Below are 17,137 nucleotides of genomic sequence, written 5' to 3' on the forward strand. Positions count from 1 at the left end.
AGGAACCGTGCCCATCCGTGTGATCATCGTCGACGACCAGGCCATGGTGCGGGCGGGTTTCGCGGCCCTGCTGGCGGCGCAGGCGGACATCGACGTGGTCGGTGAGGCGCCGGACGGGCGCCAGGGCGTCGAGGTCAGCCGCCGGGTCCATCCGGACGTGGTCCTGATGGATGTCCGGATGCCCGAGATGGACGGCCTCGCGGCCGCCCGCGAGCTGCTGGAACCGCCGCCGGGCGTGGTCCATGTGCCCAGGGTGCTGATGCTGACCACGTTCGACGTGGACGACTACGTGTACGAGGCGCTGCGGGCCGGGGCGTCCGGCTTCCTGCTGAAGGACGCGCCGCCGGCCGACCTGATCGCGGCGGTCCGGGTGGTGGCAGCGGGCGACGCGCTGCTCGCGCCGTCCGTGACGCGCCGGCTGATCGCCGACTTCGCGAAGCAGGGCCCTTCGGCGGCGGCCCGGAACGGTGCGACGCTGCGGCTCAACGGGCTGACGCCGCGCGAGACGGAGGTCCTGGAGCTCATCGCGCGCGGCCTGTCGAACCAGGAGATCGCCGGGAAGCTGGTGCTCGCCGAGCAGACGGTGAAGACGCACATCGGGCGCGTCCTGGCGAAGCTGTCCCTGCGGGACCGGGCGCAGGCGGTGATCTTCGCGTACGAGGCGGGGCTCGTCGTCCCCGGCTCCGCCTGACGCACCCCCTACCCGGGTATCACGAGCCGGTTGGCTCCCCGGTGTGACGCCCGGGCGCCCACCGCGTTCCTACCTTCCTCCCGTCGCGCCGAACGGCGTGCGGGGACCGGCCGGTTCGGCCGGAGAGGGAGGGCGGGGCGGATGCGGCGTTACGCGAGGACCCTGGTCGCGGCCGCGCTGGCGGTCACCGTGGTGTCGGGGACGGCGGGCTGGGTGTCGGGCAACGCCCAGCAGGCGGTCACGGGCCCGCCGCCCGGCACGGCGTCCTGGCGGGCCGACCGCACGCTGGGCCGCGAGCTGCCCGACCCGGAGCGGGACGCGCCCGCCGAAGTGGCCCGGTTCTTCGCGGGGTTGACCGGGGCACAGCAACACGCCCTGGCCGTCCGGCACCCGCTCGTCGTCGGCAACCTCGACGGCGCCCCCATAAAGCTGCGCTACCGGGCCAACGCCCTTGCCCTGAAGGCGTCCCACGACCCCCGCTACGCCCGCCTCGCCGAGGACCCGGACCGCCGCTTCCTGGCGTTCGACCCGCGCGGCCGGGGCCAGATCGCGGAGGTCTTCGGTGATCTGGCGGCCGCCCGGCGGGTGTCCGTGGTGGTGCCCGGGTCCGACATCGACGCCGGCACCTTCGACCGTACGACCGATGTGTACGGCACTCCGGCCGGCATGGCCAGGTCGCTGTACGCCCGTACGGGGCCGGGCACCGCCGTGATCGCCTGGACCGGGTACACCACCCCGGTGGGCCTCGGGCCCGACGCGGCGCGGGGGACGCTGGCGGAGGCGGGGGCCACGCGGCTGAGCCGGTTCACGGACGGGCTGGCGGCCGCCGGGACGCCCGTCACCGCGGTGTTCTGCCACAGCTACGGCTCGGTCGTCTGCGGCCTGGCCGCGCACCGGCTGCGCGTCGCCGACCTGGTGGTGCTCGGCTCGCCCGGGATGCGCGCGGACAGCGTGGCCGGTCTGCGCACCGGGGCGCGGGTGTGGGTGGCGAAGGACCCCGGCGACTGGATCGGCAAGGTCCCGCACGTCGAGTTCGCCGGGCTCGGCCACGGCGCGGACCCCGCGTCGCCGGGGTTCGGCGCCCGCCGGGTGCCCGCGGACGACGCGGAGGGGCACACGGGGTACTTCGCGCCGGGCACCGAGTCGCTGCGGGCCTTCGCGGAGATTGCCGAAGGCGCGTACGCCCAGGGCTGATCCGGAGGAAAGGGCCTAGCTGTTCCCGCCCAGCTCCTCCGCCAGACCGACGATGACACCGTCCGGGCCGCGCAGATAGCAGAGCAGGTAGCTGTCCTCGAACCGGGCGATGGAGCCGACGACTTCGCCGCCGAGCGGGCGCAGCCGGGCGACCGTGTCCTCGATGTCGTCGACGGCGAACATGACGCGGTGCGTGCCGAGCACGTTGTGCGGCCGGTCGCGCGGGGCGTCGATCAGTGCGGGGCTGAGGTACTTCGCCAGCTCCAGGCGGCTGTTCCCGTCCGGGGTCCGGAGCATGGCGATCTCGCAGTGGGTGCCGTCGAGGCCGGTGCACCGGTCGGCGAAGCCGCCTTGGACCTCGCCCTTGCCCTCCAGCTCCATGCCGAGTTCTCGGAAGAACGCGATGGCCGCGTCCAGGTCCTCGACCACGATGCCGACGTTGTCCATCCGCTTGATCGCCATGCGTGTGCCTCCTCCGTCGCTCCCCCCGGCCGCTTCCTCGTACGGACGCTACTCCGCGTTACTCGCGTGCGAGGGAGGTCAGGCTCATGTCCTGGTAGCGGTCGCCCGCGACCTGTCCGGCGATCGGTTCGAGGAGGGCCAGCTCGTCTTCGGTGAGCGTGAGGCGGGTGGCGCCCGTGTTCTCCAGGAGGCGGTGGCTCTTGCGGGTGCCGGGGATCGGGACGACGGTGATGCCGTGGACCTGGGCGCGCTGCTGCACCCAGGCGAGCGCGACCTGACCGGCGGTCGCCCCATGGCCGGCGGCGATCTTGTGGACGGGCGCCAGGAGCGCCGCGTTGGTCTTCGCGTTCTCGCCGGTCATCCGGGGCTGCGAGGCGCGGAAGTCGCCCTGGGACAGCTCCTTGCCCGCGTCCGCGAAGGACCCGGTGAGGAAGCCCCGGCCCAGCGGCGAGTACGGCACGACCGTGACGCCCAGTTCGGCGGCGGCGGCGAGCGCGCTGCGCTCCACGTCCCGGCTGAAGAGGGACCACTCGGACTGGAGGGCGGCGATCGGGTGCACGGCGTGCGCCTCGCGCAGTTCGGCGCCGGTGACCTCGCTGAGCCCGAGCTGTTTGACCTTGCCCTGCCGGACCAGCTCGGCCATGGCGCCGACGGACTCCGCGAACGGGACGGCGGTGTCGTGGCGGTGCATGTAGTACAGGTCGATGACGTCGGTGTTCAGGCGGCGCAGGCTCGCCTCGACGGCCTTGCGGATGTAGGCGGGGCTGTTGTTGACGCCCCGGTAGTCGGGGTCGTCCTCGCGCCGCTCGATGCCGAACTTCGTGGCGAGGGTGATCTCGTCGCGGTGCGCCCCGACGAACGGCGCGAGGAAGGTCTCGTTGGCGCCGCTGCCGTAGATGTCGGCGGTGTCGAAGAGGGTGACGCCCGCCGTCAGCGCCGTTTCCAGCGTCTCGCGGGCCGAAACCTCGTCGGTGTCGCCGTAGAACTCGCTGATACCCATGCAGCCGAGGCCCTGAACCCCGATCCGGGGGCCGCCCCGGCCGAGCTCGACGGTGGCGATCTTCTGGTCAGTCATGAAGCACTGGTCCCTTCCGGCACCCCACGGGCGTCCGCGTAGAAGTCGATCTTGTAGTCCAGTACGGCCAGGGTGTCCTGGAGCTCCGCGATCCGCGTCCGTACGTCGCGGCGGGTGGCCTCCAGCAGTTCCTGCCGTTCCTCGAAGGTGTGGTCGCCCTCACGTATGAGCTCGGCGTACCGGACCATGTGGGCGACCGGCATCCCGGTCAGCCGCAGCTTGGTGACGAAGGCGAGCCAGTCGAGGTCCCGGTTGCTGAAGCGGCGCTGGCCGGTGTGCGACCGGTCCACATTCGGCATGAGCCCGATCCGCTCGTACCAGCGCAGGGTGTGGGCGGTCAGGCCGGTGAACGCGGCGACCTCGCTGATCGTGTAGCGGTCCCGCCCGTCGGGGCGCGGGTGCGCCGAGGGGGCGGAGGCGCAGATATCGGCCCGGTTCGAAGTGGTCTCCATCACCGTCATGCCTCCACGCTATGACGTTGGAGTGCACTCGAAGCAAGCAGGACCGGGGCGGTTTCCGGCCGGTGGGACCTGGAATCTACTCTCGTACGCATGCAGAGCCTGGCGATGATCGAGAACTGGCCGGTCCCCACCGCCGCGGCGGCCGTCGTACGAGCGGACGGGACGGTCGTCGGTACGCACGGCCCGACCGCGCACCGCTTCCCGCTCGCGTCCGTCACCAAACCGCTCGCGGCCTACGCGGCGCTGGTGGCGTACGAGGAGGGCGCCGTGGAGCTGGACGAACCGGCGGGCCCCGAGGGCTCGACCGTGCGCCACCTCCTCGCCCACACCAGCGGCCTCGCGTTCGACGAGCACCGGGTGATGGCCCCGCCCGGCAACCGGCGCCTCTACTCCAACGCGGGCTTCGAGGTGCTGGGCGACCACATCGCGAAGGCCACCGAGATCCCGTTCCCGGAATACGTCCGGCAGGCGGTCCTGGAACCGCTCGGGATGACCGCGACCACCCTGGAAGGCTCCCCCGCCAAGGACGGCGTCTCCACGGTCGCCGATCTCGCGCGCTTCGCCGCCGAGGTGCAGGCCCCCCGCCTCCTCGACCCGCGCACGGTGCTCGCCGCGCAGACCGTGGTCCACCCGGGCCTGAAGGGCGTCCTTCCCGGCTACGGCCACCAGAACCCCAACGACTGGGGCCTCGGCTTCGAGATCCGCGACTCCAAGTCCCCGCACTGGACGGGCGCCTCCTCCTCGCCCGCGACCTTCGGCCACTTCGGGCAGTCGGGCACCTTCCTCTGGGTCGACCCGGCGGCGGGCGCGGCCTGCGTCGCGCTCACCGACCGGGCCTTCGGCCCGTGGGCGGCCGAGGTGTGGCCGCCGTTCACCGACGCGGTGCTGGCGGAGCTGGCGGGCTGACCGGACCCGGCCGTCAGCGGTCGTTCACCGTCGCCACCCGGCCCGCGTACCGCTGGGTCCAGCCGGTGCCGGTGTCGGCGGTGAGGACCACGTCGTAGTAGCCGTGCTCGGTGGGCCAGTCCACGACCGCGGAGTGGCCGCCGGGGACGGTGACCTTGCGGGTGCCGCCCGCGTAGTCGTGGGCCTTCAGGGTGTAGCGGACCGGGTGACGGCCGTCGTTGTGCAGCCCCAGCCGGACCACCGGGCGCCGGCCCCGGACCAGCCGCGGCTCGACCCGGGGCAGGCCGATGTGGCGCGTACTCGCGTCCTCGGGGAGCAGCTGCCCGGCGAAGGAGCGCAGGAACCCGTCGGGGCCGTACACCGAGAAGGCGTACCTGCCGTCGGTCGCGCTCGTGTCCCAGGTGTACGTGCGCGGGGCGGCCGCGCTCACCGTGTGCGGGATGTTCTCGAACGGGAGGTGGCGGTCCGGGAAGACCTGGAGGCTCACCGCTTTGCCCTCCGGACCGCCGGTGAGCGTCATGGCGGCGGTCACCGTTCCGGCGGCCCGGTCCTCGGTGAGCACGGCGTGCGGGTGGAAGGAGAGGCCGCGCGGCTCCAGCCGGTCGCGGGGCGGCCTCGGCGGGGTGCCGGTGACCGGGTCGGCGATGACGACCGGGCCGGGGCGCGGGTGCGCGAAGTCGATGGCGCTGGTCAGGTCCCCGGCGATGGAGCGGCGCCACGGGGTGATGTTCGGGCAGGTGAACGGCTTGCCCAGGTGCGCGGCCCAGGTCTCCAGGAACTTCACGGTCGAGGTGTGGTCGAAGACCTCCGAGGCGACGTAGCCGCCGCGCGTCCACGGGGAGACCAGCACCATCGGGACGCGGGGCCCGAAGCCGTACGGGGTGGTGCCGGAGAACTCGCCGGGGGTGCCCGGCTCCGGGCGCGGCGGCAGAACGTGGTCGAACTTCCCGTCGTTCTCGTCGTACGTGATGATCACCAGGGTGTGGTTCCAGATGTCCTCGTTGCTCTGGAGGGTCCTCAGCACCTTGTTCATGTACCGCTCGCCGTGCACCGTGTCGAAGCCCGGGTGCTCGCTCCAGGCGGCGGGCATGACCACCCAGGACACCTCGGGCAGCGGGTGCTCGGCGCCCGGCTCGCAGGCGGCGATCAGGTCGCGCAGGACGGCGTCCAGATTGGCGTCGGAGTCGTCGTCGGGCGTGGTGGCGCCCGCGTAGACGAAGGAGTTGGCCTTCCAGACCCGGCCGGTGCCCGGTTCGAGTTCGGCCGGGCCGGTGGTGCGGGGGTCGAAGGCGGCGAAGCTGTTGGTGACGTTGCAGCCGTACTCGCCGACGTAACCGCTCTGGAGGCTGCCGCCGACGCCGTTGCCGCTGTTGTCGGAGTAGACCCGCCAGTCGATGCCCGCCTGCTGGAGCTGTTCGGGGACGGTGGTCCAGCGGCGGGTGTAGTCGTTCTGGCCCGCGTTGGTGGTCTCGCCGCCCGCCGTGCCGCTCATCAGGTAGTAGCGGTTGGGGATGGTGGGCCCGTGCAGCGAGCAGAAGTTCATGTCACAGACGGTGTACTGCGAGGCGAGCGAGTACATCCACGGCATGTAGTCGGGCGTGTAGTACCACATGCAGTGGTCGCCCTTGTCCTGCACCCAGGTGTCCCAGCGCCCGCCGTTGGCACCGTAGAAGTTGTGCTTGTCGCTCCAGGTGGCGGTCGAGACGGCGGGCGTCACGATGGCGCCGGTCGCGTCGCGCTGCTGGAAGACACTGGTGCCGTCCTGGAAGGTCAGGACCTGCTTGTCGTCGTGGCCGCGCACCCCCTTCAGCTGGCCGAGGTAGTGGTCGAAGGAACGGTTCTCCTGCATCAGGATCACCACGTGCCTCAGGTCGGAGATATCGCCCTTGAAGCCTTTGGGCAGGCGGTATTCGGCCGCCTCGGCCTGCGCCCCGCCGACCGCCTCGGCCACCGGCCCCGCGGCGAGGGCGCCGAGCGAGACGGCGGCCGTCCGAAGCACCCGTCGGCGGCTCATGCGCAGGTCGTCGGCGAGCCGGCCGGTGTCGGCGGCGTCGGCGGGGGCTTCGGTCTGAAGGGTCATCGGGGCACCTCTGGGGGGAGTGGTTCACAAGGGAAGGAAGCGCGCCTGCGAAAACTAGGCCGCCGGTACGAACGGCGGGCGAACCGCGGGGGACGTGTTCCTGAGGCACCGGCAGATTTCCATGGCCCCGGCACGTAGTCGAGATCCCGCACGGTGATAGCCGAAAGTCGTGCCCCATTGGCCGGTCCGCCGGTCTTGCCGGGACCCTGGCCGCCGGTCCCGGACGGCCGCTACGCTCCCCGCCCATGACCGACGACATAGTCCGCGCCACCGCCTCCGACGTCCCCGCGCTCGCGGACGTGCTGGGCAGCGCGTACGCCGAGGACCCGGTCTGGTCCTGGCTGATGCCCCGGGACCGCGACCGGCGGCTGCGGCTGCTGTTCACCGCGCACCTGGCGCAGCAGGTCCCGGCGGGCCGGGTGTGGACGGACCGGGACCGCACGGTCGCGGCGGTCTGGGCGGAGCCCGGTGCGTGGAAGCTCCCGGCGCGCTACCTGCTGCGCAACGCGGGCACGCTGCTGCGGGCGGGCCGGGCACAGCTCCCGCGTACCGCCGGGCGGCTGCTGGCCCTGGAGCACCGGCACCCGGCCCGCCCCGCGCACTGGTACGTCGAGTACATCGGCACCCACGCCGACGCACGCGGTACGGGGCGCGGCTCGGTGGTCCTCGGCGGCCTGCTGGAACGGGCGGACGCGGACGGCCGCCCGGTCTTCCTGGAGTCGAGCAACAGCCGCAACCTCACGTTCTACCGCCGCCACGGCTTCGAGGTCCGCGAGGAGATGACCTTCCGGTCGGGGCCGCCGATGTGGTCGATGTGGCGGCGGTAGCCGGTGCGGGGCCGGTGCCGGATGCCGGCGTCCCGGTGCCGGTCAGTCGCAGAGCTCCCAGACCAGCACCTCGGCCGCGTCCGACGCGACCAGGTCGAGTCCCGTCTCGCCGGTGATCCGGGCCGCGTCGCCCGCCGTCAGCTCCTCGGCGCCCACCCGCACCGTGCCGCGCACCACGTGCACGTACGCCCGGGCGGCGTCGGGGACCGCCGCGCGCTCGCCCTCCGCGAGGCGGCGCACGTGCAGCATGGCGCCCGCCTCGGGGAGGGCGTACGGGGTGGAGTCGGCGATGCCCGGGACGGTCGTGTACGAGGGCTCGCCGCCGGGCTCCAGGGGCGCGAGCCACATCTGAAGGAAGGTCAGCGGATGCTCGCCGTCGTTGCGTTCGACGTGCCGGACGCCGGAGGCGGCGCTGAGGTGCTGGACGTCACCGGCCCGGACCACCGTGGCGTGGCCGGCCGAGTCGCGGTGCGTCAGCTCGCCCTCGACGACCCAGGTGACGATCTCCGTATGGCTGTGCGGGTGCTCCTCGAAGCCCGCGCCGGGCGCGAGGCGCTCCTCGTTGCAGGCCAGGACCGGGCCGAAGCGGAGGTTGTCGGGGTCGTAGAAGGCGCCGAAGGAGAACGCGTGCCGGGAGGCGATGCCGGCCGCCACGTCCCCGCCCTCGAACCGGTCGCCCGCGCGGTGTACGGAAATCACCCGTCCACGGTAGCCCGCCGGCCCGAGCGGAGCCCCCGCCGGACACCGAACCCGGTCCGCCACCGGCCCCGGCCCTCCGCCCGTCCGTCCCGATAAGGCAGTCTTGTGTCCGTGCCCCGACCCGATCCTGAGCAGCCCGCTGCGAACGACGCCCATCTCCATGCCGCGACCCTGAAGCGGCTTGAGCAGTCCTCCGGCCGGCTGGCCGCGAACGCGATCGCCCGCATGGACGAGTCGCTGCCGTGGTACCGGGCGATGCCCCCGGAGAACCGGTCCTGGATCGGCCTGGTCGCCCAGGCCGGTATCGCCGCGTTCACCGAGTGGTTCCGGCATCCGGAGACCCCGCAGGCGATCTCGACCGATGTCTTCGGGACCGCCCCGCGCGAGCTGACCCGGGCCATCACCCTGCGGCAGACCGTCGAGATGGTGCGGACCACGATCGAGGTCATGGAGGCCGCGATCGACGAGGTCGCCGCGCCCGGCGACGAATCGGTGCTCCGGGAGGCGCTGCTCGTCTACGCCCGCGAGATCGCGTTCGCGACCGCCCAGGTGTACGCGCAGGCGGCCGAGGCCCGGGGTGCCTGGGACGCCCGCCTCGAATCGCTCGTGGTGAACGCGGTGCTGTCCGGCGAGGCCGACGAGGGCGCCGTCTCCCGGGCCGCCGCCCTCGGCTGGAACTCCCCCGAGCATGTCTGCGTGCTGCTCGGCACCGCCCCGGACGGGGACAGCGAGCTGACCGTGGAGGCGATCCGGCGCGCCGCCCGGCACGCCAAGCTCCAGGTCCTCACCGGGGTGCTCGGCAACCGCCTGGTGGTCATCGCGGGCGGCAGCGACAACCCGCTCCAGGTCGCGAAGGCCCTGATCGGGCCGTATGCGGCGGGGCCCGTGGTGGCCGGGCCCGTGGTGGCCGACCTGCTGGCCGCGACCCGGTCCGCGCAGGCCGCGGCCGCCGGGCTGAAGGCGTGCGGCGCCTGGCAGGACGCGCCGAGGCCGGTGCTCGCGGACGATCTGCTGCCGGAGCGCGCGATGGCGGGCGACCCCGCCGCGCGCGAGCAGTTGGTGGAGGAGATCTACAGACCGCTCGAAGAGGCGGGCTCCGCGCTCCTGGAGACGCTGAGTGTGTATCTGGAACAGGCGAGCAGCCTGGAGGGCGCGGCCCGGATGCTCTTCGTGCATCCCAACACCGTGCGCTACCGGCTTCGACGTGTGACAGACGTCACCGGCTGGTCACCTTCCGATGTGCGCTCGGCGTTCACTCTGCGAATCGCCCTGATCCTGGGGCGCCTGGCCGACCGGGATACGCAATCCTAGACTTTTGTCGGACATCAACAATTCCCCCTACGGTTCTTCGTCCCTGTCCCCACGGGTGTTCCGGACCGTTCACAAGAGAGAGTGTGAGGGTGCTCGTACTCGTCGCTCCCGGCCAAGGCGCTCAGACGCCCGGCTTCCTGACTCCCTGGCTCGACCTCCCCGGTGCCACCGACCGCGTCGCGGCCTGGTCCGACGCCATCGGGCTCGACCTCCTGCGCTACGGCACCGAGGCGGACGCGGAGGAGATCCGCGACACCGCGGTGGCCCAGCCGCTGCTGGTCGCCGCCGGTCTGCTGTCGGCCGCCGCGCTCGACGCCTCCCCGGACGTCGTCGCCGGCCACAGCGTCGGTGAGATCACCGCCGCCTCGTTCGCCGGTGTCATCGGCGAGGAGGCCGCGCTGCGCCTGGTGCGTACGCGTGGGCTCGCCATGGCCGACGCCGCCGCGGTGACCGAGACCGGGATGGCGGCGCTGCTCGGCGGCGACCCCGAGGTCACCGTGAAGCACCTGGAGAAGCTCGGGCTGACCCCGGCGAACGTCAACGGGGCGGGCCAGATCGTCGCCGCGGGCACCGCCGCGCAGATCGCCGCGCTCACCGAGGACAAGCCGGAGGGGGTGCGCCGCGTGGTGCCCCTGAAGGTGGCCGGCGCCTTCCACACGCACCACATGGCGCCCGCCGTCGAGCGGCTGCGCGCGGCGGCCGGGGACCTGGACGTCTCCGACCCCTCGGTGACGTACGTCTCGAACGCCGACGGCAGGACCGTCGCCACCGGCCACGAGGTCATCACCCGGCTCGTCGGCCAGGTCGCCAACCCGGTCCGCTGGGACCTGTGCATGGAGACCTTCAAGGCGATGGGCGTCACCGCCCTCATCGAGGTCTGCCCCGGCGGCACGCTCACCGGCCTGGCCAAGCGGGCGTTGCCCGGCGTGCCGACCCTCGCGCTCAAGACCCCCGACGACCTCGACGCGGCCCGCGCGCTCATCGCTGAGCACGCGGGCGCCTAAGGAGCCCGAGCATGTCGAAGATCAAGCCCAGCCAGGGCGCTCCGTACGCGCGGATCATGGGAGTCGGCGGCTACCGCCCGACCCGGGTGGTGCCCAACAAGGTCATCCTGGAGACGATCGACTCCTCCGACGAGTGGATCCGCTCCCGCTCCGGCATCGCGACCCGCCACTGGGCCTCCGAGGAGGAGACCGTGGCCGCGATGTCCGTCGAGGCGTCCGGCAAGGCCATCGCGGACGCCGGGATCACCCCGGAGCAGATCGGCGCGGTCATCGTCTCCACCGTCTCGCACTTCAAGCAGACCCCGGCCATCGCGACCGAGATCGCCCACAGGGTCGGCGCCGGCAAGCCCGCCGCCTTCGACATCTCGGCCGGCTGCGCGGGCTTCGGCTACGGGCTGACCCTGGCCAAGGGCATGATCGTCGAGGGCTCCGCGGAGTACGTACTCGTCATCGGCGTCGAGCGGCTGAGCGACCTCACGGACCTGACGGACCGGGCCACGGCCTTCCTGTTCGGCGACGGCGCCGGAGCGGTCATCGTCGGCCCCTCCAAGGTGCCTGCCATAGGCCCGACCGTCTGGGGCTCCGAGGGCGACAAGTCCGAGACGATCAAGCAGACCGTGGCGTGGGACACCTTCCACGCCGACCGGCCGGAGAAGTTCCCCGCCATCACGCAGGAGGGCCAGGCGGTGTTCCGCTGGGCCGTCTTCGAGATGGCGAAGGTCGCCCAGCAGGCGCTGGACGCGGCCGGGATCTCCCCGGAAGACCTGGACGTCTTCATTCCGCACCAGGCCAACATGCGGATCATCGACTCGATGGTGAAGACGCTGAAGCTGCCGGAGAGCGTCACGGTCGCCCGTGACGTGGAGACCACCGGCAACACCTCCGCCGCCTCGATCCCGCTCGCCATGGAGCGGCTCCTGGCGACCGGTCAGGCCAAGAGCGGTGACACCGCGCTCGTCATCGGCTTCGGGGCGGGTCTCGTCTACGCCGCGACGGTCGTTACTCTCCCCTAGGCACTCCGGGCTTTTCGCCCGGACGCCCGAACCCAGCAGAAATACATCGAAGGAGCGCCGAAATGGCCGCCACGCAGGAAGAGATCGTCGAAGGTCTCGCCGAGATCGTCAACGAGATCGCCGGTATCCCGACCGAGGACGTCAAGCTCGACAAGTCCTTCACGGACGACCTGGACGTCGACTCGCTGTCCATGGTCGAGGTCGTCGTCGCCGCCGAGGAGCGCTTCGACGTGAAGATCCCCGACGAGGACGTCAAGAACCTGAAGACCGTCGGCGACGCCGCGGACTACATCCTCAAGCACCAGGACTGATCCAGCCGGTTCGTGTGTCGCCACCCGGCGGTGGCGCCGCTGATTCACGACCCCCTACACGTGGAGAAGATTTTCCAGTGAACTCGACCAATCGCACCGTGGTCGTCACCGGTATCGGCGCAACCACTCCGCTGGGTGGCGATTCCGCATCGACCTGGGATGGTCTGATGGCCGGGCGTTCCGGCGTCAAGCCTCTTGAGGGCGAACGTTTCGCCGAACTGCCTGTCCGGATCGCGGCCCTGGCGGCCGTCGATCCCTCCGAGGTCCTGCCCCGTCCGCTCGCCCGCCGGCTGGACCGCTCGGCGCAGTTCGCGCTGATCGCGGCCCGTGAGGCGTGGGCGGACGCGGGCTTCACCGGCAAGGCCGGTGAGGACGAGAAGATCCGGCCCGAGCGGCTGGGTTCGGTGATCGCCTCCGGCATCGGCGGCGTGATCACCCTGCTCGACCAGTACGACGTGCTGAAGGAGAAGGGCGTACGCCGCGTCTCCCCGCACACCGTGCCCATGCTCATGCCCAACGGCCCGGCCGCGAACGTGGGCATCGAGGTGAACGCCCAGGCGGGCGTGCACACCCCGGTCTCCGCCTGCGCCTCGGGTGCCGAGGCGATCGGGTACGCCGTCGAGATGATCCGCACCGGCCGCGCCGACGTGGTCCTCGCCGGCGGCACCGAGGCGGCGATCCACCCGCTGCCGATCGCCGCGTTCGCCAACATGATGGCGATGTCCAAGAGCAACGACGAGCCGGAGAAGGCTTCCCGCCCGTACGACGTGGGCCGCGACGGCTTCGTCCTCGGCGAGGGTGCCGGGGTCGTCGTCCTGGAGTCCGCGGAGCACGCGGCGAAGCGTGGCGCCCGGGTCTACTGCGAGGTGCTGGGCCAGGGCCTCTCGGCCGACGCCCACCACATCGCGCAGCCGGAGCCGACGGGTCGCGGTATCGCCGCGGCGATGCAGAACCTGCTGGACCAGACGGACCTCAAGCCGTCGGAGATCGCCCATCTGAACGCCCACGCGACGTCCACCCCGCAGGGTGACCTCGCGGAGGTCAAGGCGCTGCGCGCGGTGCTGGGCGACGACCTGGACCATGTCGCGATCTCCGCGACGAAGTCGATGACGGGTCACCTGCTCGGCGGTGCGGGCGGCATCGAGACCGTGGCGACGGTCCTGGCGCTGCACCACCGGATGGCTCCGCCGACGATCAACGTGGACCAGCTGGACGAGTCGATCGACGCGGACATCGTCCGGGACGCGCCCCGGGCGCTGCCGGAGGGGCCGATCGCGGCGATCAACAACTCGTTCGGCTTCGGCGGCCACAACGTGGTGCTGGCGTTCCGCAGCGTCTGACGCGCGAAGCGCGTCGTGTCCGAAGCCCGTGCCCCTCGGGGGGCACGGGCTTCGTCGTACCCGGGCCGGCCGGGAGACCCCTACACGACCTGGTGCAGCCAGCGGACCGGTGCGCCCTCGCCCGCGTGGCGGAAGGACTCCAGCTCGTCGTCCCAGGGCTTGCCCAGGAGCCCCGCGACCTCCGCCGCGAGGTCGGTCTCACCGCCCGCGGAGCGGGCCAGCGCGGCGCGGAGGCGGTCCTCGGGGACCAGGATGTCGCCGTGCATGCCGGTGACGGCGTGGAAGATGCCCAGCGTGGGCGTCGAGCTGTAGCGCTCGCCCTCCGCCGTGGGCGACGGCTCCGCCGTCACCTCGAAGCGCAGCAGGTCCCAGCCGCGCAGCGCGGACGCCAGCTTGGACGCCGTGCCGGGCCGTGCCTGCCAGGAGAATTCGGAGCGCCAGGTGCCCGGCGCGGCCGGCTGTCTGATCCAGTCGAGCTGCACCCGCCCGCCGAGGACTCCCGCCACCGCCCATTCGACGTGTGGGCAGAGCGCGCGCGGTGCGGAGTGAACGTACAGGACTCCACGTGTCGTCACCGGGACCTCCAGTGTGGGACGAGGTTCGCCTTCCCCAGCGGCCTGTCATCAGTAAACAGCATCGGGAGTTATTCTCCGGAAAAGCGACAGTATGTGACGCGGTGTGATGTTCGGATGCCACCCGAGTGGAGCCGGAAGCCGCGAAAGCCACTGGTTCGACGGGGAAAAGCTACCGCGCCCCGGTACCGGAGGTGTGACGTACCGTCGGTCCCGGGGCCCTTCTTCGCTCAGTCTTCACCCGACGGAGCGGCGGGGCACGAACATGAGGAGACCAGGCAATGCCGGATCGGTCCGTACGGCACCGCTCGCGCACCGCACTGGCGGGGCTGGCCGCGCTGGCCTGCCTCGGCCCGGCGGTGCTGGCGGGCTGCGGCTCGGGGTCCGACGGGACGACGAAGGGCTCGGCGGCCGCGCACCGGCCGTCCCCGGCGGCGGGCCCGGTCTGGGACCCGCGCCCGAAGTCGATCGCGGCGGTCGGGGACTCCATCACGCGCGGCTTCGACGCGTGCTCGGTGCTGGCCGACTGCCCGGAGGTCTCCTGGTCGACCGGCACGGACAGCTCGGTCCGCAGTCTGGCGGTACGGCTCCTGGGCGCGTCCGGCGCGGTGGACCACAGCTGGAACCACGCGGTGACGGGCGCCCGGATGGCGCAACTGCCGGAGCAGATGGCGCTGGCCGCGGACGAGGACCCGGATCTGGTGACCGTGATGATCGGCGCCAACGACGCCTGCCGGGACTCGGTGCGGTCGATGACCCCGGTGGCGGACTTCCGGAGGTCGTTCGAGACGTCGATGCGCGAGCTGCGCGCCGGGGCGCCGAAGGCGCAGGTGTACGTGTCGAGCGTGCCGGACCTGAAGCGGCTGTGGTCGCAGGGGCGCGCCAATCCGCTGGGCAAGCAGATCTGGAAGCTGGGCATCTGCAAGTCGATGCTGTCGGACGCGGACGACATGGGCGCGGCGGCGGTGGCCCGGCGCACCGCGGTCCAGGAGCGGGTCGTGGCGTACAACGAGGTGCTGCGCGAGGTGTGTGCGAAGGACAGCCGCTGCCGGTACGACGGCGGGGCGGTGTTCGACTACCGGTTCACCGGCAAGCAGCTCAGCCAGTGGGACTGGTTCCACCCCGGCCGCAACGGACAGGCCAGGCTCGCCGAGATCGCCTACCGCAACGTCACGGCGGTCCGGCCGCCCGCGTAGAGTCGCTGATCATGCAGACGGGTTCGGGCACGGTGATCGGTACGGAGCACTTCGGCACCCTGGCGGACGGCACCGCGGTGCACCGCTGGACGCTGGAGCGGGACGGCACACGGGTGTGCATCCTGACGTACGGCGGGATCGTGCAGTCGGCCGAGGTGCCGGACCGGGACGGTGTGCGGGACGGGATCGCGCTCGGGCTGCCGGACCTGGCCTCGTACCAGGAGTACACCGGGCCGTACTTCGGCGCGCTCGTCGGCCGGTACGCGAACCGGATCGGCGGGGCGTCCTTCGAGCTGGACGGCCGTACGCACCACCTCACGCGCAACGAGGGCCGCAACCAGGTGCACGGCGGGGCGTGCGGCTTCGACAAGCGGGTGTGGGACGCGCGGGCGATCCCGGACGGGGTGGAGCTGTCCCTGGTCTCGGCGGACGGCGAGGAGGGTTTCCCGGGGCGCGTCGAGCTGACGGCGTCGTACACGCTGGACGAGGACGGGGCGCTGCGCATCGCGTACCGGGCGGTGACGGACGCGCCGACCGTGCTCAGCCCGACGAACCACACCTACTGGAACCTCGCGGGCGCCGACAGCGGCAGCGCGCTCGGCCAGCGGCTGCGGATCGCGGCGGAGGCGGTCACTCCGGTGGACGCGGAGTCGCTGCCGACCGGTGAGCTCCTGCCGGTGGCGGGCACCCGCTTCGACTTCCGGGAGCCCCGGCCGGTGACCAAGGAGTACGACCACAACTTCGTGCTCGACGGTACGGCTCCGGCGGCGGAGCTGTACGACGAGGGGTCCGGGCGCGTGCTGACGGTGACGACGACGGAGCCGGGGCTTCAGCTGTACACGGCGGACCACTTCGACGGGCGGCCGTTCGGCCCGTGTGCCGGGATCGCTCTGGAGACCCAGCACTTCCCGGACTCGCCGAACCGCCCGGAGTTCCCGAGCACGGTGCTGCGGCCGGGCGAGGTGTTCACGTCCACGACGGTGTACGGGTTCTCGGTGCGCTGATCAGCCTTCGGCGGCCGTCTCGGCCTGGGCCGCGCCGTCCGGTTCCTCGTCCGTGTCCTCTTCGCCCACCAGGCCCCGCGCCAGCAGGGTCGCCCCCGCGACGGCGCCGGGCATCAGGAACACGGCGACGAACGGCAGCATGAAGGCCAGCCCCAGGGGTACGCCGAAGCCGAGGGTGCGCAGGCGGTGGCCGCGCAGCAGGGCGAGGCGGTCCTTCAGCACCATGCCCCGGCGCTGGAGCGCGACGGCGGTCAGCTCCTCGGCCAGGAAGTACCCGGTGACGCAGAAGCCGAGGACGGGGACGACGGTCTGCCCGGCCACGGGCACGAATCCGAGGGCGAAGAGCAGGATCGCGTACAGCCCGACCCGCACCAGGATGCGCACGCTGTCGCGGGCGGAGATCCACAGCTCCCGCCAGAGCGGCAGTCCGGATGCGGGGACCGTGCCGCCCTCGGTGCGCTCGACCTCCTCGGACAGCGACTCGTAGAAGGGCTGCCCGACCAGCAGGGTCACGGCGGTGAAGGTGATCACGGCCAGGAACAGGCCGAGCACGAAGACCAGCACGGTCAGGGTGTTGCGCAGCAGGCCCGGCCAGGGCGAGGACCAGTCGTCGGCGAACGGCGTCGCCCACGCCACCAGGTCGTCGGCGCCGTAGCCGAGGCCGACGAGGGCGCCCGCGTACAGCACGAGGGTGATCAGACCGGGCAGCAGCCCTATACCGAACCACTTGCCGTGGCCGAACACCCAGCGCTGGCCCCTGATCAGAAAGCCGAGCCCCGCCCCCAGGCCGTGCCCGGAAATTCCCGTCGTACGCCCGAAGGGCGTGGCCCGCGGCGTCTGGTGCGTGCTCTCGGCGTGCCGGCCGACATCCCTCGTACTGGATGTACTAGGGATTTCGGCCGGTGCGGCGAGAGTGCGTGCCAGGCGTCGCGGGCCAGACGGGAATTTGCGGGCACGGCCTGGATCACGCATGGCGTCAGCCTAGCGGGAT

At 72.2% G+C, this 17,137-nt stretch carries 18 protein-coding genes; 11 read left to right on the forward strand and 7 right to left on the reverse strand.

The window, feature by feature from the left end:
• Window positions 1–7: 7 nt before the first annotated feature.
• Together OG338_RS07710 and OG338_RS07715 are read left to right on the forward strand one after the other, a co-directional pair.
• Window positions 8–691: a response regulator gene (locus tag OG338_RS07710; RefSeq protein ID WP_405936609.1), complete on the forward strand. Its 684-nt coding sequence runs from the start codon at window positions 8–10 to the stop codon at window positions 689–691.
• Window positions 692–832: 141 nt separating this feature from the next.
• Window positions 833–1,885 (forward strand): alpha/beta hydrolase, encoded by a 1,053-nt coding sequence (locus OG338_RS07715; RefSeq protein ID WP_405936610.1) that lies wholly within the window; start codon window positions 833–835, stop codon window positions 1,883–1,885.
• A 15-nt stretch (window positions 1,886–1,900) separates the two neighbouring features.
• Here the strand turns inward: OG338_RS07715 and OG338_RS07720 are convergent, their stop codons facing one another.
• From OG338_RS07720 to OG338_RS07730, 3 genes are read right to left on the reverse strand one after another with little or no spacing between them, the layout of a single operon-like run.
• Window positions 1,901–2,347 carry a VOC family protein gene (locus tag OG338_RS07720; protein WP_405936611.1) on the reverse strand — a complete coding sequence of 149 codons (447 nt, stop codon included), beginning with the start codon at window positions 2,345–2,347 and terminating at the stop codon, window positions 1,901–1,903.
• Between the two features lie 58 nt (window positions 2,348–2,405).
• Entirely contained in the window at window positions 2,406–3,422 is a 1,017-nt protein-coding gene (locus tag OG338_RS07725; RefSeq protein ID WP_405936612.1) for an aldo/keto reductase, read from the reverse strand.
• Window positions 3,419–3,883 (reverse strand): MerR family transcriptional regulator, encoded by a 465-nt coding sequence (locus OG338_RS07730; protein WP_405936613.1) that lies wholly within the window; start codon window positions 3,881–3,883, stop codon window positions 3,419–3,421. The genes OG338_RS07725 and OG338_RS07730 overlap by 4 nt, the downstream gene beginning before the upstream one ends.
• Before the next feature lie 90 nt (window positions 3,884–3,973).
• Here OG338_RS07730 and OG338_RS07735 point away from each other — a divergent pair, with 90 nt between their 5' ends.
• Window positions 3,974–4,789 (forward strand): serine hydrolase domain-containing protein, encoded by an 816-nt coding sequence (locus OG338_RS07735; RefSeq protein WP_405936614.1) that lies wholly within the window; start codon window positions 3,974–3,976, stop codon window positions 4,787–4,789.
• 13 nt (window positions 4,790–4,802) lie between these two features.
• Here OG338_RS07735 and OG338_RS07740 read toward each other — a convergent pair whose 3' ends face one another.
• Window positions 4,803–6,869 carry an alkaline phosphatase family protein gene (locus tag OG338_RS07740; protein ID WP_405936615.1) on the reverse strand — a complete coding sequence of 689 codons (2,067 nt, stop codon included), beginning with the start codon at window positions 6,867–6,869 and terminating at the stop codon, window positions 4,803–4,805.
• 245 nt (window positions 6,870–7,114) lie between these two features.
• Between OG338_RS07740 and OG338_RS07745 the strand changes: the two genes are divergently transcribed.
• Window positions 7,115–7,696, forward strand: a complete 582-nt coding sequence (locus tag OG338_RS07745) for a GNAT family N-acetyltransferase (protein WP_405936616.1) — start codon at window positions 7,115–7,117, stop codon at window positions 7,694–7,696.
• A 42-nt stretch (window positions 7,697–7,738) separates the two neighbouring features.
• On the opposite strand, the gene OG338_RS07750 is transcribed toward OG338_RS07745, so the two are convergent.
• Window positions 7,739–8,395, reverse strand: a complete 657-nt coding sequence (locus OG338_RS07750) for a pirin family protein (RefSeq protein WP_405936617.1) — start codon at window positions 8,393–8,395, stop codon at window positions 7,739–7,741.
• 111 nt (window positions 8,396–8,506) lie between these two features.
• Here OG338_RS07750 and OG338_RS07755 point away from each other — a divergent pair, with 111 nt between their 5' ends.
• The 5 genes from OG338_RS07755 to fabF all read left to right on the forward strand — a co-directional run bounded on the left by OG338_RS07755 (window position 8,507) and on the right by fabF (window position 13,374).
• Window positions 8,507–9,706 (forward strand): CdaR family transcriptional regulator, encoded by a 1,200-nt coding sequence (locus OG338_RS07755; RefSeq protein ID WP_026171552.1) that lies wholly within the window; start codon window positions 8,507–8,509, stop codon window positions 9,704–9,706.
• Window positions 9,707–9,795: 89 nt separating this feature from the next.
• Window positions 9,796–10,710 carry an ACP S-malonyltransferase gene (locus OG338_RS07760; RefSeq protein ID WP_405936618.1) on the forward strand — a complete coding sequence of 305 codons (915 nt, stop codon included), beginning with the start codon at window positions 9,796–9,798 and terminating at the stop codon, window positions 10,708–10,710.
• An 11-nt stretch (window positions 10,711–10,721) separates the two neighbouring features.
• Complete coding sequence (locus OG338_RS07765) at window positions 10,722–11,723, forward strand: ketoacyl-ACP synthase III (RefSeq protein ID WP_405936619.1); 1,002 nt, start codon at window positions 10,722–10,724, stop codon at window positions 11,721–11,723.
• Between the two features lie 62 nt (window positions 11,724–11,785).
• On the forward strand, window positions 11,786–12,034 hold the full coding sequence (locus tag OG338_RS07770; protein WP_164402572.1) for an acyl carrier protein: 249 nt from the start codon (window positions 11,786–11,788) through the stop codon (window positions 12,032–12,034).
• A 77-nt stretch (window positions 12,035–12,111) separates the two neighbouring features.
• Window positions 12,112–13,374: a beta-ketoacyl-ACP synthase II gene (gene fabF / locus OG338_RS07775; RefSeq protein ID WP_405936620.1), complete on the forward strand. Its 1,263-nt coding sequence runs from the start codon at window positions 12,112–12,114 to the stop codon at window positions 13,372–13,374.
• A gap of 80 nt (window positions 13,375–13,454) precedes the next feature.
• Here the strand turns inward: fabF and OG338_RS07780 are convergent, their stop codons facing one another.
• On the reverse strand, window positions 13,455–13,949 hold the full coding sequence (locus OG338_RS07780) for a DUF3145 domain-containing protein (protein ID WP_405936621.1): 495 nt from the start codon (window positions 13,947–13,949) through the stop codon (window positions 13,455–13,457).
• A 278-nt stretch (window positions 13,950–14,227) separates the two neighbouring features.
• Here OG338_RS07780 and OG338_RS07785 point away from each other — a divergent pair, with 278 nt between their 5' ends.
• Entirely contained in the window at window positions 14,228–15,142 is a 915-nt protein-coding gene (locus OG338_RS07785) for an SGNH/GDSL hydrolase family protein (protein WP_405936622.1), read from the forward strand.
• An 11-nt stretch (window positions 15,143–15,153) separates the two neighbouring features.
• Window positions 15,154–16,146, forward strand: a complete 993-nt coding sequence (locus OG338_RS07790; protein WP_405936623.1) for an aldose epimerase family protein — start codon at window positions 15,154–15,156, stop codon at window positions 16,144–16,146.
• On the opposite strand, the gene OG338_RS07795 is transcribed toward OG338_RS07790, so the two are convergent.
• Entirely contained in the window at window positions 16,147–16,932 is a 786-nt protein-coding gene (locus OG338_RS07795; protein ID WP_405940349.1) for an EI24 domain-containing protein, read from the reverse strand.
• Window positions 16,933–17,137 lie beyond the last annotated feature (205 nt).

The organism is Streptomyces sp. NBC_00726, assembly GCF_045161735.1.
Taxonomy (GTDB): Bacteria; Actinomycetota; Actinomycetes; order Streptomycetales; family Streptomycetaceae; genus Streptomyces.

What these genes read in the sequence shown, in the direction of transcription:
- OG338_RS07715 (WP_405936610.1), top strand. Translation starts at nt 833, where the DNA reads ATGCGGCGTTACGCGAGGACCCTGGTCGCGGCCGCGCTGGCGGTCACC.
- OG338_RS07720 (WP_405936611.1), bottom strand. Translation starts at nt 2,347, where the DNA reads ATGGCGATCAAGCGGATGGACAACGTCGGCATCGTGGTCGAGGACCTG.
- OG338_RS07725 (WP_405936612.1), bottom strand. Translation starts at nt 3,422, where the DNA reads ATGACTGACCAGAAGATCGCCACCGTCGAGCTCGGCCGGGGCGGCCCC.
- OG338_RS07730 (WP_405936613.1), bottom strand. Translation starts at nt 3,883, where the DNA reads ATGACGGTGATGGAGACCACTTCGAACCGGGCCGATATCTGCGCCTCC.
- OG338_RS07735 (WP_405936614.1), top strand. Translation starts at nt 3,974, where the DNA reads ATGCAGAGCCTGGCGATGATCGAGAACTGGCCGGTCCCCACCGCCGCG.
- OG338_RS07740 (WP_405936615.1), bottom strand. Translation starts at nt 6,869, where the DNA reads ATGACCCTTCAGACCGAAGCCCCCGCCGACGCCGCCGACACCGGCCGG.
- OG338_RS07745 (WP_405936616.1), top strand. Translation starts at nt 7,115, where the DNA reads ATGACCGACGACATAGTCCGCGCCACCGCCTCCGACGTCCCCGCGCTC.
- OG338_RS07765 (WP_405936619.1), top strand. Translation starts at nt 10,722, where the DNA reads ATGTCGAAGATCAAGCCCAGCCAGGGCGCTCCGTACGCGCGGATCATG.
- OG338_RS07770 (WP_164402572.1), top strand. Translation starts at nt 11,786, where the DNA reads ATGGCCGCCACGCAGGAAGAGATCGTCGAAGGTCTCGCCGAGATCGTC.
- OG338_RS07785 (WP_405936622.1), top strand. Translation starts at nt 14,228, where the DNA reads ATGCCGGATCGGTCCGTACGGCACCGCTCGCGCACCGCACTGGCGGGG.
- OG338_RS07790 (WP_405936623.1), top strand. Translation starts at nt 15,154, where the DNA reads ATGCAGACGGGTTCGGGCACGGTGATCGGTACGGAGCACTTCGGCACC.